Genomic DNA, 22,540 nt, shown 5'->3' on the forward strand with positions numbered 1-22,540 from the left:
ACGCATGTCACCGCATTGTTCCACAAAGATTGATACAGCGGCAACGAGGCTGCTTACCTTATGTGCACTCTTGTGAAAAGACCGTATTCTGGACGCCTTTTTACAGACTTTTCAGCGAGTAACTGCAATGCGCCTGGCTTTATTCGACTTGGACAACACGCTTTTGGGGGGTGACAGCGATCACGCCTGGGGCGATTACCTCTGTGAACGCGGGATTCTCGATGCGGTGGCCTACAAGGCCCGCAACGATGAGTTCTACCAGGATTACCTGGCCGGCAAGCTGGATAACGCCGAGTACCTGAACTTCTGCCTGGAAATCCTCGGCCGCACCGAGATGGCCCAACTGGATGAATGGCACCGCGACTACATGCGCGACTGCATCGAGCCGATCCTGCTGCCACAGGCGATTGAATTGCTGGCCAAGCACCGGGCGGCGGGCGACAAGCTGGTGATCATCACCGCGACCAACCGCTTTGTGACCGCACCGATTGCCGAGCGGCTGGGGGTTGAGACCCTGATTGCCACGGAATGCGAGATGCAGGATGGGCGTTACACCGGGCGCAGTACCGATATCCCGTGCTTTCGCGAGGGCAAGGTGACGCGCTTGAATCGTTGGCTGGAAGAGACCGGGTACAACCTGGAGGACAGCTACTTCTACAGCGACTCGATGAATGACCTGCCGCTGCTGGAGCAGGTGACGCACGCGGTGGCGGTGGATCCGGATCCGAATCTGCGGGCTGAGGCCGAGAAGCGTGGCTGGCCGGTGATTAGCCTGCGCGGCTGAGGACGCCATCGCAGGCAAGCCAGCTCCCACACTTGAATGTATTCACACATTTTGATTTGTGAACAGGGTCCAATGTGGGAGCCGGGCTTGCCCGCGATGAAGGCAACTCGGTCCCAAGCCTTAAACCGGCTTGGCGCCCATCAACCCGGCAATCGCCACAAACCCCACCAGGCTCACCACCGCCAGCGCCACGGTGAAGTTCACACTCCCCGCCCCGCCCAACCGCAGTCGATTAAGCCGCGCCACCAGCCAGAACCAGCTCAGCGCCGCCACGGTGTAGATCACACTCGAGCCCAGAATCCAGGTTTGCCCCAGCGGCCAGCCGATCAAATGCGCCAGCCACCAGCCGGTGAACGGCATGCTCACCACGCAAATGCCCATCAACAACCACACAAACCCCCACGGCCGCTGCACGGTATAGGCAGGCCCCGCACTGCGCTTGCGCCAGGCCAGCACCGCCAGCGCAACGCCGCTGAGCAGCAGCAACACCGTGGCCGCGATGTGGATCACTTTAAGGGTGGTCAATGTTTCCATGTTCTCGATTCCTTGAAGGCCGCCCAGTCAGCGTAGTCGCTCAACCGAGGAACAGCTGGTAGGCCGGGTTATCACTTTCATCCCAGTAGGGGTAGCCAATGGCTTCCAGCGCCGCCGGCACCAGGTGGCGCTCGTCCGCCGGCACTTGCAGGCCAGCCACCACACGCCCGTCGGCGGCGCCGTGGTTGCGATAGTGGAACATCGAGATGTTCCAGCGCCCGCCCAATTTGTTAAGAAAGTTGAACAGCGCACCCGGACGCTCCGGAAATTCGAAGCGAAACACCACTTCATCGCTGACGTGCGCCGCATGGCCGCCGACCATATGACGGATGTGCAGCTTGGCCAGTTCGTTTTCCGTCAGGTCCAGCACCGGGAAACCCTGGCTGGTGAGGCTGGCGATCAGCGCGCTGCGCGGGTCGTTTTCCGGATGGGTCTGCACGCCGACAAAAATGTGCGCCTCACGGCCGGAATGGTAGCGGTAGTTGAATTCGGTGATCTGGCGCTTGCCCACGGCTTCGCAGAAGGCCTTGAAGCTGCCCGGTTTCTCGGGGATGGTCACGGCGATGATGGCTTCGCGGCCTTCACCCAGCTCGGCGCGCTCGGCCACGTGGCGCAGGCGGTCGAAGTTGACGTTGGCCCCGGAATCGATGGCCACCAGGGTTTGCCCGGTGATGCCACGGGTCTCGACGTACTTCTTGATACCCGCCACGCCCAGGGCGCCGGCCGGCTCGGTGATCGAACGGGTGTCGTCGTAGATGTCCTTGATCGCCGCGCAGATTTCATCGGTGCTGACGGTGATCACTTCGTCCACGTAATCCTTGCAGATGTCGAAGGTGTGCTGGCCGATCTGCGCCACCGCCACGCCGTCGGCGAAGATGCCCACGGTCGGCAATACCACGCGTTCGCCCGCAGCCATGGCGGCTTGCAGGCAGTTGGAGTCGTCAGGCTCGACGCCGATGATCTTGATTTCGGGCCGCAGGTACTTCACGTACGCCGCGATACCGGCGATCAGGCCGCCGCCGCCCACCGGGACGAAAATCGCGTCCAGCGGCCCCGGGTGCTGACGCAGGATCTCCATCGCCACGGTGCCCTGCCCGGCAATGGTGTGCGGATCATCGTAGGGGTGAATGTAGACGTAGCCTTTTTCGTCGACCAGCTTCAGCGAATACGCCAACGCCTCCGGGAAAGAATCCCCGTGCAGCACCACTTTGCCGCCACGGGAGCGCACGCCTTCGACCTTGATCTCGGGGGTGGTCTTGGGCATCACGATGGTGGCCTTGACCCCCAGCACCTTGGCCGCCAGGGCCAGGCCCTGGGCATGGTTGCCCGCCGAGGCGGTGACCACACCACGCGCACGTTCTTCGGCGCTCAGCTGGGTCAGCTTGTTGTAGGCACCGCGAATTTTGAACGAGAACACCGGCTGCAAGTCTTCGCGCTTGAGCCAGACCTTGTTGCCCAGGCGCTCGGAGAGCTGGCGGGCGGTCTGCAGCGGGGTTTCTACGGCAACGTCGTAAACGCGCGAGGTGAGGATCTTTTTGACGTACTGTTCAAGCATCGGAAAGCATCACTGGGCGGGTTGGGCAGGGCCAAGGAGTCTAACCCAGCGTTTGGCCGGGCGACCACACGAAAACCGAGGTTTTGTTGGGTTATACTCGCGCCCCTCTTTACTCCCCGCCCGTTCCGGAGCCCGCATGACCCAGGATCAACTCAAACAGGCAGTGGCCCAGGCCGCCGTCGATTTAATCCTTCCTAAACTCGACGATAAAAGCATCGTCGGTGTCGGCACCGGTTCCACCGCCAATTGCTTTATCGATGCGTTGGCCCTGCACAAGGGCGCGTTCGACGGCGCGGTCGCCAGTTCCGAAGCCACCGCTGCGCGCCTCAAGGGCCACGGTATTCCGGTGTATGAGCTGAACACCGTCAGCGACCTGGAGTTCTACGTCGACGGCGCCGATGAAAGCGACGCCCACCTGAACCTGATCAAGGGCGGCGGCGCAGCCCTGACCCGCGAGAAGATCGTCGCGGCCGTGGCCAAGACCTTCATCTGCATCGCCGACGCCAGCAAACTGGTGCCGGTACTCGGCGCGTTCCCGCTGCCGGTGGAAGTGATCCCGATGGCCCGCAGCCACGTGGCCCGCGAGCTGGTGAAACTGGGCGGCGACCCGGTGTACCGCGAAGGCGTGCTGACCGACAACGGCAACATCATCATCGACGTGTTCAACATGCAGATCACCAACCCGGTGGAGCTGGAGCGTCAGATCAATGCCATCGTCGGCGTGGTCACCAACGGCCTGTTCGCCGCCCGCCCGGCTGACGTACTGCTGTTGGGCACCCCGGAAGGCGTGAAAACCCTCAAGGCATAAAAGTGTGGGAGCTGGCTTGCCTACGATGGCATCGCCTCGGCACTACTGAAAAACCGCGTCGTCTGCATCGCAGGCAAGCCAGCTCCCACATTCGATCCTCGCCATGGCCGGGATCGGGTTTATTTTTTGAAGACGTAAAACAGATTGGGCTCACTGACCATGTACAACGTGCCGTCGTTGTCCATGGCGATCCCTTCGGCCTGAGGCACGCGCTGCTTCAGGCCATGGCGGCCCTTGAGCAGCGACAGACTGCTCAAGGGGCGACCGTCGATATCCAGTTCCAGCACCAGGAATGACTCATCCGACAGCGCCAGCAGATGGCCGCTGCGCTCATCGTATTGCAGGCTCGACAAGTCGCGCACAAACAACCCGGCATCGCGCTTGGGGTTGTTGATCACGTGCACCGAGTAGGTTTTTTCCGGTTTGAAATGGGGAAAGCCGTGGACCTCGTAGATCAGCATCGGGTCGCGCTCCTTGGCCACAAACAGGCGCTTGCCCACCGAGTCATAGGCCAGGCCTTCAAAACCGTTGTTGCCACCCAGGTGCACGCCGAGGGTCATTTGCTCGGCATCCGCGGCGTCCAGGAACCGGGTGTCGTCATCCACATGGACCTTGATCAGCCGCTGCTGGCGCTCATCACTGATCACATAGGTGTTGTCGCTGATGTACTCCACCGCCTCGGCATCGCCAAACCCCACCAGCGCAATGCGCCGCAGGATTTTGCCGTCCAGGGACAGCTCCACCAGCTCGGCATTCTTGTTGGTGACGGTAAACAGGCTGTTGCGCGCCGGATCAAAGGTCAGGGCCGAGACATCATCGTCGAGGCCGTCGATCACCTGCGCCTCCAGGGTCACCCGGTAATCCCCCAGGCCAATGGAATGCTCGCCGGCAGGATGACGCCAGGTCTGCCAATTGAACCAGGCACGCTCGAACAGGCGCAATTGCTGGGCGACCACGCCGACAGCCACCAGGGCGATCAGGATCAGGATGAAAAAAGCAGGTTTGGGGCGTGCAAGTCGGCGCATCGGAGGCGGGGCTCAAAGTAAAAACTGGCGAATGAATATCACGGTCGCCTGAATTTAAACTTAAACGCCCCGGGTGTGTGGCGGATGCCGCAGATAGAGAAAAATCTGACGTAATCGAACTACTGCGCCTGCTTCTCGAAGCGATAGAACAGGTTGGGTTCACTGACCAAGTACAGCGTGCCGTTCTCGTCCATCGTCACGCCTTCGGCACGGGGAATGGTGTTCTTCAAGCCATTGAAGCCGCCAAGCAGGGTCATGAAGCTGACTTGCTCACCTTTCTCGTCCAGTTCCAGCAGCAGGTGGGAATCGGCCGACAGCGCCAGCAGATGGCCGGTGCGCGGGTCGACGGCGAGCGCCGAGAGGTTGCGCATGTCCAATTCGGTACTGGCGAGCTTCTGTTTGTCACCGGTGAGGGTCTGGCCGCCGTCGCTTTTCCAGGTGAACAGGGCTGGTGGCCGCTCTTCGCCGAGGATCAGCTGCTGGTTGCGCTTGTCCCAGGTGACCGCTTCAAAGGCTTTGTTCTGGTCTTTCGACGGGCCGAGGTCGTAGGACGGGAAGTCGGCTTTGTTCAACTGCCGGGTCTGCGGGTCGACCTTGATGAGGGTCAGGCTGTGCTGGCGCTCGTCGACCACGGCCATCAGGCCGTTTTCCATCATGGTCACGCCTTCGGGGTTGTTCCAACCGTTCAGCGGCATCTTGCGCAGCACGTCGCCTTGCAGGGTCAATTCAACCAGGAACGGGTTCTTGCCCATCACCGAGAACAGGGTCTTGGTCTGCGGGTTATAGGTCAGGTCCGAGGCTTCGTCCTTCTCCATGCCGGGCAGCAGCTTGGCGTCGATCACCGCGTGGTAGTCCGGGAGCCAGACGCTTTGCAGGCGCTCGCTCGGGGTTTCGAAGCGCTCTGCAACCCACAGCAAGCCACGGTCGTCCCAGTGCATCGCCCAGGCAACGCCATAGATGATGGCACCGGCCAGGAAAAACCAGGAATACCAGCGCATGGCGAGGCGGGAACGCAACGTGGGTTTTACGGAAGGGAGGGGCACGGCCATTACGCTTTCCAGAAAGTCAGCTTTAGGGGATAGCACAGGATCACAAGGTCCGCGCGCAGGAGGCTGAGGATTATCCGGATGGGGTGTGAAAAAAATGCAAAACCCGATATTTCCAGGCAAACACAAAACAATGTGGGAGCCGGGCTTGCCCGCGATGGCGGCGGGTCAGTCAACATTCAAGGCGACTGACACACCGTCATCGCGGGCAAGCCCGGCTCCCACATTTTTGACCGCGTCTTAGCGAACGCTGCTTTCGAAGCGGCTCACACCCGGCAATTCCAGCACCAGCTCATCACCCACATTCAGCGGGCCCACGCCCACCGGCGTGCCCGTAAGGATCACATCCCCGGCCTGCAGCGAGAAGCAACCGGCCATGTACTGGATCATCGGGATGATCGGGTTGAGCATGATCGCGCTGTTGCCGTCCTGGCGCACTTCGCCATTGATGGTCAGGCGGATGCCGATGTCGGTCACGTCCGGGAAGGTGCTGCCGACCACGAACGGGGCAATCACCGCCGCGCCATCAAACGACTTGGCGATTTCCCACGGCAGGCCCTTGGCTTTCAGCTCGGCCTGCTTGTCGCGCAGGGTCAGGTCCAGGGCCGGAGCGAAGCCGGAGATGGCGTCCAGCACTTCCTCGCGGCTCGGCTTGGCCGACAACGGCTTGCCGATCAACACCGCGATTTCCGCTTCGTAATGCACCGAACCGCGCTCGGTAGGAATGGCGAAACCGCCTTCCAGTGCCACCACGCAGCTGCCGGGCTTGATAAACAGCAGCGGCTCGGTCGGTACCGGGTTATCCAGTTCCTTGGCGTGTTCGGCGTAGTTACGCCCGATGCACACCACTTTCCCCAGGGGAAAGTGAATATTGGTGCCGTCGACATACTTGTGCTGGTAGCTCATGGACCGACTCCTTCAGGGACTGTTAAACAGCGAAAATCTTGCCCGGGTTCATGATCCCGTTAGGGTCGAACACCGCTTTCACTGCCTTCATGTATTCAATTTCAACCGGCGAACGGCTGTAGGTCAGGTAATCGCGCTTGGTCATGCCCACGCCGTGTTCGGCGGAGATCGAGCCGTTGTACTTCTGCACGGTCTCGAACACCCACTTGTTGACGGTGGCACACTTGGCGAAGAACTCGTCCTTGCTCAGGTTTTCCGGCTTGAGGATGTTCAAGTGCAGGTTGCCGTCACCGATATGACCGAACCAGACGATTTCGAAGTCCGGGTAGTGTTCGCCGACGATCGCGTCGATTTCCTTGAGGAAGGCCGGCACTTTCGACACAGTCACCGAAATGTCGTTTTTGTACGGCGTCCAGTGGGAAATGGTCTCGGAGATGTATTCGCGCAGCTTCCACAGGTTGTGCAGCTGGGTTTCGCTCTGGCTCATCACGCCGTCCAGCACCCAGCCCTGCTCCACGCAGTGCTCGAAGGTTTCCAGGGCCTGGTTGGCCACTTCTTCGGTGGTGGCTTCAAATTCCAGCAGCGCGTAGAACGGGCAGTCGGACTCGAACGGCGCCGGTACGTCGCCGCGACCGAGGACTTTGGCCAGGGCCTTGTCGGAGAAGAACTCGAAGGCCGTCAGGTCCAGCTTGCTTTGGAACGCGTGCAGCACCGGCATGATCGAGTCGAAATCGGTGGTGCCGAGCACCATGGCGGTGAGGTTTTTCGGCGCACGGTCCAGGCGCATGGTGGCTTCCACCACAAAGCCCAGGGTGCCTTCGGCGCCGATGAACAGTTGGCGCATGTCGTAGCCGGTGGCGTTCTTGATCAGGTCTTTGTTCAGTTCCAGCAGGTCGCCCTTGCCGGTGACGACCTTCATGCCGGCCACCCAGTTACGGGTCATGCCGTAGCGAATCACCTTGATCCCGCCGGCATTGGTGCCGATATTGCCGCCAATCTGGCTGGAACCGGACGAGGCGAAGTCCACCGGGTAGTACAGGCCCTTTTCTTCAGCGACGTTCTGCAATTGCTTGGTGACCACGCCCGGCTGGCACACGGCGGTGCGGTCGGTGAGGTTCACGTCGAGGATCTGGTTCATATAGTCGAACGACACAACCACTTCGCCATTCGCCGCCACCGCAGCGGCCGACAAGCCGGTACGACCACCGGACGGCACCAGCGCCACCTTGTGTTCATTGGCCCAACGGACGATGGCCTGTACCTGTTCGGTGGTCTTCGGGAAGACGATGGCCACCGGGGCCGGCGCGAAATGCTTGGTCCAGTCCTTGCCGTAAGCCTCAAGGGAGTCAGCATCGGTCAGGACCTTGCCAGGCTCAACCAGGGTCTTCAGCTCATCAATCAGGGCAGGATGGGTCATCGACAGAACTCTCGAACAATTCATGGTCATCCTGAGAACGCTTCACGTCGCAGGAATGGGTGTTTAGCGGGGCACGTATGCTAGCATACCGCCCCCGCAGGATAGTGCCCAAGGGCGTTCTGCGGTGACGGCTTTCCTGCCGTCCGGGTCAGCTTAAGCGATCCGATTCCCTGCCATTTTTCTCCGGGATACAGGTTTACGCAGATGAGCAAGACTTCTCTCGATAAGAGCAAGATCAAGTTCCTTCTTCTGGAAGGCGTCCACCCATCGGCCGTCGAAGTCCTGAAGGCCGCCGGGTACACCAGCATTGAGTACATCACCAGTTCTCTGCCGGAAGCCCAGCTCAAGGAAAAGATCGCCGACGCGCACTTTATCGGCATTCGCTCCCGCACTCAGCTCACCGAAGAGATCTTCGATCACGCCAAGAAGCTGGTGGCTGTGGGCTGTTTCTGCATCGGCACCAACCAGGTCGACCTCAACGCGGCGCGCGAGCGCGGCATCGCGGTGTTCAACGCACCGTACTCCAACACCCGCTCCGTAGCCGAGCTGGTATTGGCCGAGGCGATCCTGCTGTTGCGCGGCATCCCTGAGAAGAACGCTTCCTGCCACCGTGGCGGCTGGATCAAGAGCGCAGCCAACTCCTTCGAAATCCGCGGCAAGAAGCTGGGTATCGTCGGTTACGGCTCGATCGGCACTCAACTGTCGGTATTGGCCGAAGGCCTGGGCATGCAGGTGTTCTTCTACGACACCCTGACCAAGCTGCCATTGGGCAACGCCACCCAGGTGTCGAGCCTGACCGAGCTGCTGGGCATGTCCGACATCGTGACCCTGCACGTACCGGAAACCGCTGAAACCCAGTGGATGATCGGCGAGAAGGAAATCCGCGCCATCAAGAAGGGCGGGATCCTGATCAACGCTGCACGCGGCACCGTGGTCGAGCTGGATGCCCTGGCCGACGCGATCAAGGACAAGCACCTGATCGGCGCCGCCATCGACGTGTTCCCGGTAGAGCCGCGCTCTAACGACGACATCTTCGAAAGCCCGCTGCGCGGCCTGGACAACGTGATCCTGACCCCGCACATCGGCGGTTCCACCGCTGAAGCCCAAGCCAACATCGGCCTGGAAGTGTCGGAGAAACTGGTCAAGTACAGCGACAACGGTACGTCGGTGTCCTCGGTCAACTTCCCGGAAGTAGCCCTGCCGGCTCACCCTGGCAAGCACCGTCTGCTGCACATCCACCAGAACATCCCTGGCGTGATGATGGAGATCAACAAGGTCTTCGCGGAAAACGGCATCAACATTTCCGGTCAGTTCCTGCAGACCAACGAGAAAGTCGGCTACGTGGTTATCGACGTAGACGCCGAGTACTCGGACCTGGCGCAAGAGAAGCTGCAACACATCAACGGCACTATCCGTAGCCGCGTGTTGTTCTAATCGTTAAACGCGCACAAAAAAGGGAGACCCTCGGGTCTCCCTTTTTTTGTCTGAACAAATCTTACTTCACGTTAACCGTGATGACTTTTGACGCTACAGTCGGGTTGAACTGCATGTGCAGTTTGTCGCCGGCGACCAGTTGCAGGGTGTGCTTGCCCGGGGTGAGGGTCAGTTCGGTTTCGGTCTGGGCCTTGCCGTAGTGGATCACGGTGTCGGTGGCCGGGATCGGCACGCTGGCGTCAGGCAATTCTTTCTGGTCGATCAGCAGGTGGTGGTGGCCGGTGCCCGGATCCTGGCTGGTGGCCGGGGCCAGTTTCAGACCTTCCATGCCGAATTTCACGGTGAAGGTCTTGTCGACAGTGGCGCCATCTTTCGGCGACACGATGAACACCTTGGCGCCTTCAGGTGGCGCGCTGCGCGGGATGCCATCGGCGGCAGTTGCCAGCATCGAAGCGCCCAGCAGCAGGCTGGCCAGGGTTGCACGAGACAAAAGAGCTTTCATTCACTTCTCCAGTTTAATCTGTAGGGTTATGACAACTTCGCGACAAATTGCTGTCCAAGGCACTCAACACCATAGCAAAGCGAGCCTGAACAACGCCTCGCTCATTCGAATTTTTTAGGAGAGACCATGCGCTTCCTGCCTGGCCTGTTACTTTTATTGCCCCTTGTGAGCCCCTTGGCCCATGCCGAACTGATCGACGATGTGTTTGACCGCGGGGAACTGCGCATCGCCCTGGAAGCCAACACCCCGCCCTTCAATTTCAAGGAAGGCGACAAACTCACCGGTTTTGAAGTGGAACTGGGCGAGTTGCTGGCCAAGGAAATGGACGTACGCCCCTCCTTTATCACCGTCGATGCCGCCGAGTTACTGGCTGGCGTGGAAAGCGCCAAGTACGACGTGGCGATCAACCATATCGCTATGACTCCTGAACTGGCGGATCGTTTCGACTTCAGCGAGCCCTACAGCTACTCCAGCGCGCAACTCATCGTGCGCAAGCAGGAACAACGCCCGCTGGGCAGCTTTGCGGCGCTCAAGGGCAAGGCGTTGGGCGTGGCCCAGGGCAGCCAGTTTGTGGAACAGGCGCGCACCGCCGAGGGCGTTGATCTGCGCAGTTATGCCGATGCCAAACAGCCGATCAAGGACGTTGCCGACCAGCAGATTGATGCCGCCATCAGTGACCGCTTGCTGATTCCCTACGCGATTCGCGACAGCGAGTTACCGGTGAAGGGAGGCGCAGATGTGGGCCCGACGTTGAGCCTGGCGATTCCGTTCCAGAAGGGTAACCCGGCGTTCAAGGCCAGCCTGGACAAGGCCCTGCAACGGGTGAAGGCCGATGGCCGGCTGACGGCGCTGTCGGAGAAGTGGTTCGGGATGGATGCGAGCAAGCCGGTGGCCAGGGCCGAATAAACGACTCGGTCAGTGTAGGAGCTGGCTTGCCTGCGATAGCGGTGGGTCAGCACCAGAAATGTAGGCTGATACACCGCTATCGCAGACAAGCCAGCTCCTACATTTTGATCTATGTCGGGCTTGAGAGTCTTGCCAGGGCCGCTGCCGCCTCGGGCAACTCCAGCTCACTGAACACCAGCACCCCATGGTGCTTGAGCAGCGCCGCCGTCACACCTTCACCCGTCACCTTCACGCCGGTGAAGGTGCCGTCATAGGTCAGCAGGTTGCCGCAAGACGGGCTGTTGGCCTTGAGCACCGCAACCCGGATGCCGTGGCGTTGCACCAACGCCAACGCCTGCCGGGCGCCATCGAGGAAGGCTTCGCTGAAGTCTTCGCCCTGGGCCGTCAGCACCTGGGCGCGGCCTTCCCACACATCAATGCCCTGCCCACCGGGGATTTCGGCAGACGGGCGCGGCGTCGGCAAGCCACCCGCCACTTCCGGGCACACGGCAACCACCCGGCCTTCGGCCTGCCACGCGGCCAACTGGTCGAAAGGCCCGCTGGCCCCTCCGTCGTAGCGTACCCGATGCCCCAGCAGGCAGCGGCTGACCAGAATCTTTTGCATCATCAGAACGGCTCGTTACCCCGCCGGCGAAACCAACCGGTAAGGGACAGGCGTTCGCGAGTGGCGGGCATGACTTCATGGGGGATTTCCCCCGACAGGAACACCACCAGGCAACCGCCGGTGGGCACCACATCGTATTCGACGTCGCCCTTGAGGTACATGCGCAACTGGCCGCCGTGCTCCGGCAGCCAGGCGTTGTTCAAGTAGATCACCGCCGACACCATGCGCCGGTCGTCATCGCGGAAGCGGTCCACATGCTTGAGGTAAAACGCCCCCGGCGGGTACATCGCGAAGTGGCTTTCGAAATCTTCCAGCCCCAGGAACAGGCCGCGGTTCATCGCCACCCGCAGGCTGTCCATCAGCTCCAGGTAGTTGTCGCAGGCGACCACTTCGCCCGGCTCCAGCCATTGGATATGGTCACCCCGAATGCCCTCGCGAATCTCCTGGGACGGCCCGCGTCCGACGGCTGCCGGCGCCAATTCACCTTCGGCGGCGCGTTTTTGGCACTCAGCCGCCAGTTCGAGGGTCAGAGCCTCGGGCAGGAAGATATTCTGCTGCGACCAGCCTTGTGCGGCCAGGTCATCGACAATGCGTAACAGCAGCGGGTGATCGGAGGGTATGGACATGGCGCGCATAGTATCCATACGCCTGTGAATCCGACAGAGCCGCCGAGCGTCTGAATACACTTTAGTCAGGTGACCGATAGGATTTCTCGACAAATCCTACGCCCGACACGGACAATAGTGGCCGACTGACAGGAGTCCATATGCGTCGTTTGTTTTTTTCCTTGCTGATGTTCTGCGTTTTGCCCGCTTGGGCAGACGGCCATGACCAGTTGTACAAGGTCGCCGGCTGGGCAGACCAGCGCGCGCATTTTAATGACGCCCTCAGTGCCGCCCAGCAACGCTACCGCAACAGCTTGCCGCCCGCCGTGTATCAGGCGCTGGTGGACAACAGCAATAAACGCTTTGCGCCCCAGTCGGTAGACCAGCGGGCCGAGGCGCAGCTGCGCAAGAATTTGACGGACCCGAAGCCGGCCCTGGCCTTTTTCCAGTCGCCCCTCGGCCGCAAGATTGTCGCCGCCGAGTTGCTGGCGACCCGCCGCGATCAATTGGCGAAGAATGCCCAGGGCTTGCCGCACATGGAAGCCGACGCCACCCGCAGCCTGATCATCGGCCACCTGGCCCAGGCGCTGCCTGCGCGGGAAGCCGGGGCTGAGGTCAGCCTGGCGATCGCCGGAGTGGCCGCCGACAGTTTGAGCCAGATGATCCCCGGCCTGTTGGGCGGCGGTCAGGCTCAAGGCATGTTGAACGGCCAGCGCGAGCGCTTGATGCAGCAGATTGGCAATGATTTGAACAACACGCTGCTGTATGTCTACCGGGATTTGTCCGACCCGGAGCTGGAGGAGTTCGCGACGTTCGCGGAGTCGCCGGATGGCAAGGCGTACTACAAGGCGGCATTGGCGGCGATTCGGGCCGGGCTGGCGGTGGGGCAAAGTACTTCAAGCCTGGCACCGTAAACGATGTGGGAGCTGGCTTGCCTGCGATAGCGGTGGGTCAGTAATGAACGTGTGGCCTGATACACCGCTATCGCAGGCAAGCCAGCTCCCACAGGGAACAGCGTTATTTCAGGTGGTCGGTGAGAAACCTGAAGTATTGCTGCCGAATCTCCGGAATCTCATTCGCCAAGTGATGCCTGCCGCGCGGCAGCATCAACACTTCCGGCTGGTCGAACTTGCTGCGCAGCACTTTCAGGTTGTGCTGCCAGTCCACCGTCATGTCCTCTTCACCCTGCACGATCAACGGCCGCCGCGTACTGCGTGGCGCCGCTTCAATGCGCTTGATCCAACGCGCCAGGGCGCCCACCCAGGCAGTCGGCAGTTGCCGCGGTTGCAGCGGGTCGGCTTCCAGGAACGGCTTGAACTGCGGGTCGTTGGTGTTATCGCTGAAACGCCGGGCGATGCCTTTGACGAACGGCCGAAGCAGGTAATAACTGAGCTGCGACCAGCCCCAGGCACGAGGCCGCACCAGCGGCGAGAGCAGGAACGTCTTGCCCTGGGCCGGGCTGTCAGTGCCATGGTCAAGCAGGTGATCCACCACAATCGCGCCGCCAGTGCTCTGCCCGAACAGGTGCCAGGGCTGCGGCAACTGCAACGACCTGGCCTGTTCGAACAGCGCCTGCACCACGTCCTGATACACCGCAAAATCATCGATGCTGGCCCGCTCGCCGCTGGACAGGCCATGGCCCGGCAAGTCGCAGGCGATCACCACAAAACCCTGGTCCAACGCCCAATCCACCGCGTGGCGGTACAGGCCCATATGGTCGTAGAAGCCATGGAACAAAAACATCGTCGCCACCGGAACGGGCGGCCACCACACCTGGCAGACCACCTCGAACCCGTCCACCGCAAAGCGCCCCAGGCGACTCACTGGCGGCAACTTGCGGGTCGCCAGGTCCAGGCCGTAGAAGCGCTGGTAGACCCGGGCCTCGGCAGAAAGCGGCTGCGCGTCCACCAGGGGGCGCAAGCTTTCGCGTAGATGATCAGGGTCAAACGTAACGGGCATAAAAACTTCCAGACTGTGGCTTCAACGCATTGAACAGATGAATATCGAGTCGCGATATTCATCTGTCAGGGCAAGCATGGCAAGCTACGCGTCCTCCGAGGATTGATCCAAAATGCGACAGCCCTACCGCACCACCCTCTTCGCCAGCCTGATCGTGATTATTTGCGCCGGCGTGTTATGGGCGGCGTATGACTGGTTCCAGGGTCGTTACCTGCGGGCGTTCAGTGAGCATACGGCGGTGTTTTCCGGTGACAGCCTGAGCCTGCCCGCCGAGCTTGCCGGCCCCGGCCCGATCCGCCTGGTGCACTTCTGGGACCCGGCCTGCCCGTGCAACGTCGGCAACCAGCAGCACCTTGGCGAACTGATCGAGCAGTACGCGCCCCGGGGCGTGGAGTTCTATTCCCTGCAGAAAGCCGGCAGCCACGGCCAGCTGCCCGCCACCCTCGGCGCGATGAAGGCCCTCAAGGCCGTACCCGGCGCCCAGCACCTGCCCGCAAGCCCCGCCGTGGGCATCTGGGACCGCAGCGGCAAGCTCGCGTATTTCGGGCCCTACAGCGAAGGGCTGACGTGTAATTCGAGCAACAGTTTTATCGAACCCATCCTGCAAGCCCTCGAAGGCGGGCGCGAGGTCAATGCCACCCACACCCTGGCGGTGGGCTGCTATTGCGAGTGGAGCGGCGAAACGTCGCCACCCTGACCGGGCGCAAGCTGAACAGACGCTGTTCGTTCGGCAAACTCGGACAACTGTATCGGCATGCTGCTGTATCGTAAGCAGCTAGCCGTACCAGCTGACGACACGGGAACACATGAGCCAATTAACCATCATCCTCTGGATACTCAACGTCATTGTTGATACGTCCGGCCAGCTGGCATTTAAAGCCGCTGCCTCAGCCAGTGCCGAGCATGACGGCATGGCCCACTGGCGCCATATGCTCAAGCGGCCCTGGATCTGGATTGGCGTGATCTGCTACGTCTTCGAATTCGTGTTGTGGCTGGCGTTCCTGACGCTGGTACCGTTGTCGGTGGGCGTGATGCTGGGCTCCATCAATATCGTGGTGATCATGATTGCGGGCCGTTTCCTGTTCAAGGAAAGCCTGACCAAATGGCGGTTGATCGGCATCATGCTGATCGCCTGTGGCGTGACCGTCGTGGGGTTTGAGTAATGAAGCGTTTTTATATCCTGGGTTTTCTGTCGCTGATCATTTTCGATACGTTGGCGCAGGTGAGTTTCAAATTCGCCTCGATTCATGCCGAGCCGCTGACCATGGACGCCGCGTGGCTGGTACGCGTGTTCGGTGCCCCGTGGATCTACGGCGCCTTCGTGGGCTACATCGGCGCGTTTTTTACCTGGATGACCTTGCTCAAGTACGCGCCGGTGGGCCCGGCATTTGCGGCGTCCCACCTGGAGCTGATCAGCGTGACGCTGATTTCCGTGTGGCTGTTCAACGACACCTTGACCCTGCCTAAAATCGTCGGGGGCGCGCTGATTATCGCGGGCATCCTGTGCCTGGCGCGCAGTGAAGACAAAGAGAGCAAGACCGTCGAGGCCGAACCCTCGCAGACGCTGGCCTCATGACCCGCGTTGCCGGCCAGCGGGAGATTCCGCCGACGGCGGGGCTTCCCCTGCGCTGGCAGGATTTGTTCAACCGCTCGGGCGACCTGGCCCGCGACCTGGCCCAACAACTCGATATCCCGCTGCCGGCCCTGCCCTGCTCCGGCACCGCCGCGCTGATCATGGCGCTGCGCGTGTTGCAGCAGCGCATGCCTGGGCGCACCGAGCTGATCGTGCCGGCCTATACCTGCCCGCTGGTGGCCCTGGCGGCCCATCACTGCCCGCCGTTACGCGTGGTGCCGTGCGATTTAAAGCCGGGCAGCATCGACCTCGACGAGCAACAGCTGGCGCAGCTGTGCAACGAAAACACCTTGGCCATCGTCGTCACCCACCTCGCCGGGCGCGTGGCGGATGTGGATGCCGCCACACGCATTGCCGAGCCTTTCGGCGTAGCCGTCATCGAGGATGCCGCCCAGGCCATGGGCGCGCGGGATGAGGGCAAAAGCGTCGGGCTTAAAGGCGACATCGGCTTTTTCAGCATGGCGCTGGGCAAAGGCCTGACAACGGCCGAAGGTGGCGTGTTGTTCAGCCGGGATGCCGCGTTGCATCAGGCGTTGCATCGGCAATGCCGGCAGGACTTGCCCTTCAGCCTGCGCTGGGAACTGCAACGCAGCGCCGAGCTGTGGGGCTATGCCGCGGCCTATCAGCCCCGCGGGCTGAAGTACGTGTACGGCAATCCACTGCGGGCGGCGCTGGCGCGGGGCGATGAAGTGGCGGCGGTGGGCGACGACTTTTCCGTCAACGACATTCCGCTGCATCGCCTGGGCGGCTATCGCCAGAAGGTCGGCGCCGCAGCGCTGAAACGCTTGCCCGAGCATTTGCAGCAAGGGCGCCTGCGAGCGCTGCGTCGCGTGGCGTTGCTCAACAGCCTGCCCGGTGTGTCGGTACTGACCGACGGCCCGGGCCAGCAAGGCACCTGGCCGTTCCTGATGGTGGTGATGCCCAGCGCACAAACCCGCGATACCGCCATGGCGCAGCTGTGGACCGCGGGCCTGGGCGTCACCCGCCTGTTTATCCACGTATTGCCGGGCTACCCGGCACTCACTTCGCTGTTACAGCCAGGCGCCGCTATCCCCTGCGCGCAAAGCTTCGCCGCCCAGACGCTATCGATCAGCAACAGCCACTGGCTGACAGACGAGCTGTTTGAGCAGGTGCTGGATCATCTGCGGCGGATTCTTAAGCGCTGACCCAGCTCTGATCGATACGGGTCAGCAAGCGTGCATTCAACTCATTCTGCTGCTGTTGCCAGATGACCACCTGGTTCTCCGGCAATTCTTCCTGGCCATCCGACGCACTCAGCCAACGCTTGAACTTGCTCTGGTAGTGGTAGGCCGACACGTCACCGGTAATGTCGGCGCCAATGATGCTGCCCTGGCATGCATCGATCAGCTGATTCAGGTGCTTCTCCAGAAACTCGCCCTGGTCCCAGTTGGTGTTCACCACCTCCGGGCTCAACACGTCTTTATCGATGGAGAGATACACCGGCAGCGACCGGTCGAGCTGCGCCAGGAACGCGCTCATCAACTCGTCGGCATTGCTGAAGGCCCGGTTGCTGCGGCCCGCGCCGATCCAGTTCAACCAGCGAGTATCGACGTTGGTGTTCCAGTAGGTCAGCTTGCGTTTCACCAGCGGCGACCAGTGATTCTCCCAGGCGTGCTTGAGGGAAATGTCCGGCGAGCCAATGCCCAGCACGTGAACATGCTCGACCTGCGGCAGGCGGCTGGCCCAGTAGACCCAGGACCCGCAATGGATGCCAAACGGATAACGCATGTTGTCCGGGTGGTTGTCGCAAATGATCAGCTGGATTTTTTGCTGGCTGGGCAGGCGGTTCAACAACAGCTGGCTGAGGTGGTGATAATCGCCACTGCCGGTAAACACACAGCCGTAGTCGCTGGGCATCTGCGCTTGCAGGGCGTTCTCCAGTTCCTTGAACTGCGCCCAGCGGCAGCCGAAACGAATCTTCTCCTGCCAGGTTTGCATCGGCAGGGTGATGGCGCCAGGGATGTTGCTCACCGCGCCATCAAAATCGAGGATCAACGCCGGGCGGGCCTGGCTCATGAGGTTTGCTCCTGCTGCCATTGCATGTCGCTTTCAAAGTGGTGACGGAAGCGGTTCAACACCTTGCGTAACAGCGGGTTCCTCACCCACACCAGATGGCGGGTGAAGGTGAATTTGGCGCCGAGGCTGGACTTGACCTGCGGGTCGGTCCAGCCCGCCACGTAAAACTGCAGGCCCTTTTCCAGGGCGTATTCCAGGTTCACAAACCAGCTGACAAAGTACAGGTTGTGCTCCAGCGCCAGCGGGTAGTTCAGGCCGATGTACTTGTCGAGCAGCTTGCCGTCTTGCTGGTAGCACAGGTTGTAGCCCACCAGCTCATCCTCGTCCCAATAGCAGAACACATGCCCACCGCTGTCGGCATCGGTCAGCAACTGGATGAAGAATTCGGGGGTGAGCAGATCGAAGTGGATTTCGCTCTGCGCATACACCGCCTTGTACAGCCGATACAGCTCCTGCTGCCATTGCTCGTCGCTGAACCGCGCATCGCCGGTGTCCAGGATTTCAATGCGCAATGCCTCACGGCTGCGCAACTTGCGGCGGATATTGCGCCGGCGGCTGTGGGACAAGCGCGACAGATACTCGTCGGTCGAGGTGAAGTCGATGGGCACGTAGGCCAGCGCCTGGCCCTCCACGCTGATGAACCCGCGCTGGGTGCAGGCTTCGATCAACGCCTGTGCATAGCGATTGTCCTCGACGCTGAGCAGCGGAGAATCCAGCGGCACATCCTTGACGATGGTGAGTTTGCGTTGCGGGGCGCATTCCTGTTGCAGCCATTGCGCCAGGTCCTGCGGTGGCACGCTCAGCGGGAACGGGGAATATTCGCTGACCGTGGTGCCGACAAAGCAGGTGTCGATATGCAGCCATGACTGCCACAACCGATACCCCGGCCAACTGTGCAGGCGGGCACGCAGCTCATCGTCGGCGGTGGTCAGCAGGTCGAACCGGGTGAAAAAGTACGGCAGTCCCTGTGCTGACAGCTGGGCATTGAAGCCCACCGGCGGGTGGCGCAAAAAGCTGCTGATCAGCGCTGGCGTTTCCATGCAGCAGGCATAAGGCACCTGTGCACGGCTGGGATCTGACATAAATTGCATTCCGAAAGTGATAGCAAAGGCGCGCCCGGATGGCCTGGTTGATCACGGCGCAGCGGGCTTCATGTAACAGAGCAAACATAATAACCCGCCCATCCGCGTCGAACTTCAGAACCCCAACTTCATGCAGGTGAGGTTCAGGGAACGCAAAGCCAACAGCTTCTTCCTCACCGCTCGCCAAACCCACTAAACTGCCCGGATCACTAATAAGGGACAACCCATGAAACGCATCCTGACCGCGCTGGCCATCCTGCTCGTCGCCCTTATGGTGGGCGCCGGCTGGTACGTGTACAGCAAGCAACCGACCCGCCAGGGCACGGTGGAGCTGGCCCACCTGCAAGGCTCGGTCACCGTGCGTTACGACGACCGTGGCGTGCCGCATATCCGCGCCGAGAACGAGACCGACCTGTACCGCGCCCTCGGCTATGTGCACGCCCAGGACCGGCTGTTCCAGATGGAAATCATGCGGCGCCTGTCCCGTGGCGAACTGGCCGAAGTGCTGGGCCCCAAGCTGCTGGAGACCGACAAACTGTTCCGCAGCCTGCGCATCCGCGAACGCGCCTTGAGCTACGTCGAGCACATGGACCATGAGTCGGCATCCTGGAAGGCCCTGCAAGCCTACTTGGACGGGGTCAACCAGTATCAGGACCGCCACGCCAGCCCCATGGAGTTCGACGTACTGGGCATCCCCAAGCGCCCGTTTACCGCCGAAGACACCATCAGCGTCGCCGGCTACCTGGCCTACAGCTTTGCCGCCGCCTTTCGCACCGAACCCTTGCTGACTTACGTGCGCGACCAGTTGGGCAACGACTACCTGAAAGTATTCGACCTCGACTGGCAGCCCAAGGGCGCGCTGAACCTGGCGGCCGGAGACTGGAAAGACCTCGGCGCCATCGCCCAATTGAGCGAACAGGCCCTGGCCGACAACGGCCTGCCGCAGTTCGAAGGCAGCAACGCCTGGGCCATCAGCGGCAGCCGCACCAAGAGCGGCAAGCCGTTGCTGGCGGGTGACCCGCATATTCGCTTCTCGGTGCCGTCGGTGTGGTACGAGGCGCAGCTGTCGGCGCCGGGCTTCGAGCTTTACGGTTATCACAACGCGCTGGTGCCGGTGGCGTTCCTGGGCCACAACAAGGATTTCGGCTGGAGCCTGACCATGTTCCAGAACGATGACCTCGACCTGATCGCCGAGAAGGTCAACCCGGACAACCCCAACCAGGTCTGGTACCACGACAAGTGGGTGGACATGACCAGCAGCGAGCAGCAGATCGCGGTCAAGGGCCAGGACCCGGTAACCCTCACCCTGCGCACTTCGCCCCACGGCCCGATCATCAATGACGTACTCGGGGAAAACGCCGGCAAGACCCCGATCGCCATGTGGTGGGCGTTCCTCGATACCGAGAACCCGATCCTCGACGGCTTCTACCAGCTCAACCGTGCCGACACGCTGGCCAAGGCCCGGGCGGCGGCGGCCAAGGTCCAGGCGCCTGGCCTGAACATCGTGTGGGCGAATGCCAAGGGCGATATCGGCTGGTGGGCGGCAGCGCAATTGCCGATCCGCCCGGCGGGGGTCAACCCGGGTTTTATCCTCGACGGCAGCACCGCCCAGGCGGACAAACTCGGGTTCTACCCGTTCAGCGCCAATCCCCAGGAAGAAAACCCGGCGCGGGGTTATGTGGTATCCGCCAACGCCCAGCCGGCGTCGCCCACCGGCATGCCGATCCCCGGTTATTACAACCTCGCCGACCGTGGCCAGCAGCTGAACGCGCAACTGAGCGACAACAGCGTGAAATGGGACGTGGAGAACAGCCAGGCCCTGCAGCTCGGCACCACCACCGCCTACGGCCCGCGACTGCTGGCGCCGCTGCTGCCGGTGCTGCGTGAAGTAGTCAAGGACCCGGCGCAGTTGAAACTGGTGGAGCAACTGGCAACGTGGAAAGGTGATTACCCGCTGGACTCCACCAGTGCCACGCTGTTCAACCAGTTCCTGTTCAACCTCACCGATGCAGCGTTTCGCCCGAAACTGGGGGGCGCGATGTTCAAGACGCTCCTGAGCACCCGCGTGGTGGACGCCGCCTTGCCGCGCCTGACGGCTTCAGCGGATTCGCCCTGGTGGGACGGCCACCGCGCCGACACCGTCAAGCTCGCCTGGGACAACAGCCTGCAACACCTCAAGGCGACCTTCGGCGATGACCCGTCGCAGTGGCAGTGGGGCAAGGCCCACACCCTGACCCACGGCCATCCGCTGGGCTCGCAGAAGCCGTTGGACAAGATCGTCAACGTCGGCCCGTTTGCCGCTCCCGGTACCCATGAAGTGCCCAACAACCTGTCGGCACAGATCGGCCCGGCGCCGTGGCCAGTGACCTACGGCCCATCGACCCGGCGCCTGATCGACTTCGCCGACGCTGCGCATGCGCTGACCATCAACCCGGTCGGGCAGAGTGGCGTGCCGTTCGACAAGCACTACGCCGACCAGGCGGAAACGTATATCGAAGGCGGGTATGAGCAGGCACATTTCAATGATGAGGAAGTGACGGCGAATACCCGCAGTACGCTGAAGCTGTTGCCTGCCAGATAGGTGGTTGAAATACGGACTGTGTGGGAGCTGGCTTGTGTGGGAGCTGGCTTGCCTGCGATGCAGGCGCCTCGGTATCTCAGTTACACCGCGGTGATGCCATCGCGGGCAAGCCCGGCTCCCACACAAGCCAGCTCCCACATTTAGCGCTCCATCGTGGCATCTACCGTGCTCGAAGCCGCCCCGGCGCCTCACCGTAGGTTTCCTTGAATTTCTTGCTGAACGCCGCCTGGGATTGATACCCCGCCTGGGCGGCGATGTCCGTCAGGCTCAGCCGCGACTGATGCAGCAGGTTGAACGCCAACTCCATGCGCAATTGCGTCAGCAGCACCCACGGCGAAACGCCGGCCACTTTGACAAACGCCCGCATGAACGTCGCCCGGGACATCGACGCGGCGCTGGCCAGGCTGTCGATGGTCCACTCATGCCCGGGCTCGGCCAACATCGCCTGCCAGGCCTTGCCCAGACGTTTGTCGGCCAGCAAGGCAAAGGTGCCCGCCGCCGGGGCTTGCTGCGTAAGCCAGGCCCGCAAAATCAGGGTGAACAACGCCGACGACAGCGCATCGATAAAAAACCGCGCGCCCAACTGCTGACCGTCCGCCTCGCTGCGCAGCAAGGCGATCAGTGCCGCCAACTGTCCATCGGCCTGCCACTGCCGGCTGGACACCACCAGGTAGTCCGGCAACGCACTGAACAACAGCGACTGGCGGTTGTAGCGAAAACTGCCGCAGAGCATGTCCACGTCCGGCTGATCACTCCCCAGGCGATGGATCGGCAGCAGGCCGCCCTTGATCACGGTCTGCGCCACCGGCTCTACCCGCGCGCCCTGGCTGCGCACCAGATGCGTCGCGCCACCGGGCATCAACAGGATGTCGCCCTCCTCCAGCGTCACTTGCTGGCCGCCGGACAATTCGGCGCGACAGGTGCCCGCCAGCACGATGTGATACGGCGCCACGCCGAGCGGCTCGGGCTCGTGGTCCATGGCCCAGGCGCCCTGGAACTGGCAACGCAGGTCCAGGCTGCCCCGCAGGTTGGCCAGGGCGATCAAGGTGTCGATGGAGTTCATTTGCGAGCATCGGTCAAAAAGGTGAGTGGATCGAACAAAAGCAGCAAACCTGCACCGGG

General features: G+C 61.7%; 23 protein-coding genes. 10 read left to right on the forward strand and 13 right to left on the reverse strand.

Annotated features, from left to right (window positions below):
* Positions 1–127 precede the first annotated feature (127 nt).
* A complete protein-coding gene (locus tag V3W39_RS08340) occupies positions 128–784 on the forward strand; it encodes an HAD family hydrolase (RefSeq protein WP_330212494.1) in 657 nt (218 codons plus the stop codon).
* A gap of 120 nt (positions 785–904) precedes the next feature.
* On the opposite strand, the gene V3W39_RS08345 is transcribed toward V3W39_RS08340, so the two are convergent.
* Together V3W39_RS08345 and ilvA are read right to left on the reverse strand one after the other, a co-directional pair.
* Positions 905–1,318 carry a DUF2269 family protein gene (locus tag V3W39_RS08345; protein ID WP_330212495.1) on the reverse strand — a complete coding sequence of 138 codons (414 nt, stop codon included), beginning with the start codon at positions 1,316–1,318 and terminating at the stop codon, positions 905–907.
* 40 nt (positions 1,319–1,358) lie between these two features.
* Positions 1,359–2,873 (reverse strand): threonine ammonia-lyase, biosynthetic, encoded by a 1,515-nt coding sequence (gene ilvA / locus V3W39_RS08350; RefSeq protein ID WP_003213834.1) that lies wholly within the window; start codon positions 2,871–2,873, stop codon positions 1,359–1,361.
* A 136-nt stretch (positions 2,874–3,009) separates the two neighbouring features.
* Here ilvA and rpiA point away from each other — a divergent pair, with 136 nt between their 5' ends.
* Positions 3,010–3,681 (forward strand): ribose-5-phosphate isomerase RpiA, encoded by a 672-nt coding sequence (gene rpiA / locus V3W39_RS08355; protein WP_008438935.1) that lies wholly within the window; start codon positions 3,010–3,012, stop codon positions 3,679–3,681.
* A 119-nt stretch (positions 3,682–3,800) separates the two neighbouring features.
* Here rpiA and V3W39_RS08360 read toward each other — a convergent pair whose 3' ends face one another.
* The 4 genes from V3W39_RS08360 to V3W39_RS08375 form a co-directional block, all read right to left on the reverse strand.
* Entirely contained in the window at positions 3,801–4,706 is a 906-nt protein-coding gene (locus V3W39_RS08360) for an SdiA-regulated domain-containing protein (protein WP_177043833.1), read from the reverse strand.
* 119 nt (positions 4,707–4,825) lie between these two features.
* On the reverse strand, positions 4,826–5,755 hold the full coding sequence (locus tag V3W39_RS08365; protein ID WP_330212496.1) for an SdiA-regulated domain-containing protein: 930 nt from the start codon (positions 5,753–5,755) through the stop codon (positions 4,826–4,828).
* Positions 5,756–5,992: 237 nt separating this feature from the next.
* Positions 5,993–6,658, reverse strand: a complete 666-nt coding sequence (locus V3W39_RS08370) for a fumarylacetoacetate hydrolase family protein (protein ID WP_177043831.1) — start codon at positions 6,656–6,658, stop codon at positions 5,993–5,995.
* A 22-nt stretch (positions 6,659–6,680) separates the two neighbouring features.
* Positions 6,681–8,075 (reverse strand): FAD-binding oxidoreductase, encoded by a 1,395-nt coding sequence (locus V3W39_RS08375; protein WP_010167808.1) that lies wholly within the window; start codon positions 8,073–8,075, stop codon positions 6,681–6,683.
* A gap of 204 nt (positions 8,076–8,279) precedes the next feature.
* Here V3W39_RS08375 and serA point away from each other — a divergent pair, with 204 nt between their 5' ends.
* Positions 8,280–9,509, forward strand: a complete 1,230-nt coding sequence (gene serA / locus V3W39_RS08380; protein ID WP_003213846.1) for a phosphoglycerate dehydrogenase — start codon at positions 8,280–8,282, stop codon at positions 9,507–9,509.
* A gap of 61 nt (positions 9,510–9,570) precedes the next feature.
* Here serA and V3W39_RS08385 read toward each other — a convergent pair whose 3' ends face one another.
* Positions 9,571–10,011 carry a DUF4399 domain-containing protein gene (locus V3W39_RS08385; protein WP_017139512.1) on the reverse strand — a complete coding sequence of 147 codons (441 nt, stop codon included), beginning with the start codon at positions 10,009–10,011 and terminating at the stop codon, positions 9,571–9,573.
* Between the two features lie 126 nt (positions 10,012–10,137).
* On the opposite strand from V3W39_RS08385, the gene V3W39_RS08390 reads away from it, so the two are divergent.
* The gene (locus V3W39_RS08390; RefSeq protein ID WP_177079218.1) at positions 10,138–10,917 is read left to right on the forward strand and encodes a transporter substrate-binding domain-containing protein; all 780 of its coding nucleotides are present in this window, start codon (positions 10,138–10,140) and stop codon (positions 10,915–10,917) included.
* A 109-nt stretch (positions 10,918–11,026) separates the two neighbouring features.
* Here V3W39_RS08390 and V3W39_RS08395 read toward each other — a convergent pair whose 3' ends face one another.
* Positions 11,027–11,521: a DUF523 domain-containing protein gene (locus V3W39_RS08395; RefSeq protein WP_330212608.1), complete on the reverse strand. Its 495-nt coding sequence runs from the start codon at positions 11,519–11,521 to the stop codon at positions 11,027–11,029.
* 2 nt (positions 11,522–11,523) lie between these two features.
* Positions 11,524–12,156: a 2OG-Fe(II) oxygenase gene (locus V3W39_RS08400; RefSeq protein WP_330212609.1), complete on the reverse strand. Its 633-nt coding sequence runs from the start codon at positions 12,154–12,156 to the stop codon at positions 11,524–11,526.
* A gap of 131 nt (positions 12,157–12,287) precedes the next feature.
* On the opposite strand from V3W39_RS08400, the gene V3W39_RS08405 reads away from it, so the two are divergent.
* Entirely contained in the window at positions 12,288–13,040 is a 753-nt protein-coding gene (locus V3W39_RS08405) for a DUF2059 domain-containing protein (RefSeq protein ID WP_177043829.1), read from the forward strand.
* A 103-nt stretch (positions 13,041–13,143) separates the two neighbouring features.
* On the opposite strand, the gene V3W39_RS08410 is transcribed toward V3W39_RS08405, so the two are convergent.
* A complete protein-coding gene (locus V3W39_RS08410) occupies positions 13,144–14,085 on the reverse strand; it encodes an alpha/beta hydrolase (RefSeq protein ID WP_330212497.1) in 942 nt (313 codons plus the stop codon).
* Between the two features lie 112 nt (positions 14,086–14,197).
* On the opposite strand from V3W39_RS08410, the gene V3W39_RS08415 reads away from it, so the two are divergent.
* From V3W39_RS08415 to V3W39_RS08430, 4 genes are all read left to right on the forward strand, one after another.
* Positions 14,198–14,782, forward strand: a complete 585-nt coding sequence (locus tag V3W39_RS08415) for a DUF6436 domain-containing protein (protein WP_177043827.1) — start codon at positions 14,198–14,200, stop codon at positions 14,780–14,782.
* A 109-nt stretch (positions 14,783–14,891) separates the two neighbouring features.
* The gene (locus tag V3W39_RS08420) at positions 14,892–15,248 is read left to right on the forward strand and encodes an EamA family transporter (RefSeq protein WP_177043826.1); all 357 of its coding nucleotides are present in this window, start codon (positions 14,892–14,894) and stop codon (positions 15,246–15,248) included.
* A complete protein-coding gene (locus V3W39_RS08425; RefSeq protein ID WP_177043825.1) occupies positions 15,248–15,661 on the forward strand; it encodes a DMT family transporter in 414 nt (137 codons plus the stop codon). The genes V3W39_RS08420 and V3W39_RS08425 overlap by 1 nt, the downstream gene beginning before the upstream one ends.
* Positions 15,658–16,884: a DegT/DnrJ/EryC1/StrS family aminotransferase gene (locus V3W39_RS08430; RefSeq protein WP_177112449.1), complete on the forward strand. Its 1,227-nt coding sequence runs from the start codon at positions 15,658–15,660 to the stop codon at positions 16,882–16,884. Before V3W39_RS08425 ends, V3W39_RS08430 begins: the two co-directional genes overlap by 4 nt.
* Here V3W39_RS08430 and V3W39_RS08435 read toward each other — a convergent pair.
* Together V3W39_RS08435 and V3W39_RS08440 are read right to left on the reverse strand one after the other, a co-directional pair.
* The gene (locus tag V3W39_RS08435; RefSeq protein ID WP_330212498.1) at positions 16,874–17,755 is read right to left on the reverse strand and encodes a hypothetical protein; all 882 of its coding nucleotides are present in this window, start codon (positions 17,753–17,755) and stop codon (positions 16,874–16,876) included. The genes V3W39_RS08430 and V3W39_RS08435 overlap by 11 nt on opposite strands.
* A complete protein-coding gene (locus tag V3W39_RS08440) occupies positions 17,752–18,837 on the reverse strand; it encodes a GNAT family N-acetyltransferase (RefSeq protein ID WP_177079214.1) in 1,086 nt (361 codons plus the stop codon). The genes V3W39_RS08435 and V3W39_RS08440 overlap by 4 nt, the downstream gene beginning before the upstream one ends.
* Positions 18,838–19,063: 226 nt before the next feature.
* On the opposite strand from V3W39_RS08440, the gene V3W39_RS08445 reads away from it, so the two are divergent.
* Positions 19,064–21,418: a penicillin acylase family protein gene (locus tag V3W39_RS08445; protein ID WP_330212499.1), complete on the forward strand. Its 2,355-nt coding sequence runs from the start codon at positions 19,064–19,066 to the stop codon at positions 21,416–21,418.
* A gap of 160 nt (positions 21,419–21,578) precedes the next feature.
* Here the strand turns inward: V3W39_RS08445 and V3W39_RS08450 are convergent, their stop codons facing one another.
* Positions 21,579–22,481 (reverse strand): AraC family transcriptional regulator, encoded by a 903-nt coding sequence (locus V3W39_RS08450; protein ID WP_259195531.1) that lies wholly within the window; start codon positions 22,479–22,481, stop codon positions 21,579–21,581.
* Positions 22,482–22,540: the final 59 nt, after the last annotated feature.

Source organism: Pseudomonas sp. Z18(2022), assembly GCF_036346535.1.
Taxonomy (GTDB): Bacteria; Pseudomonadota; Gammaproteobacteria; order Pseudomonadales; family Pseudomonadaceae; genus Aquipseudomonas; species Aquipseudomonas yamanorum_A.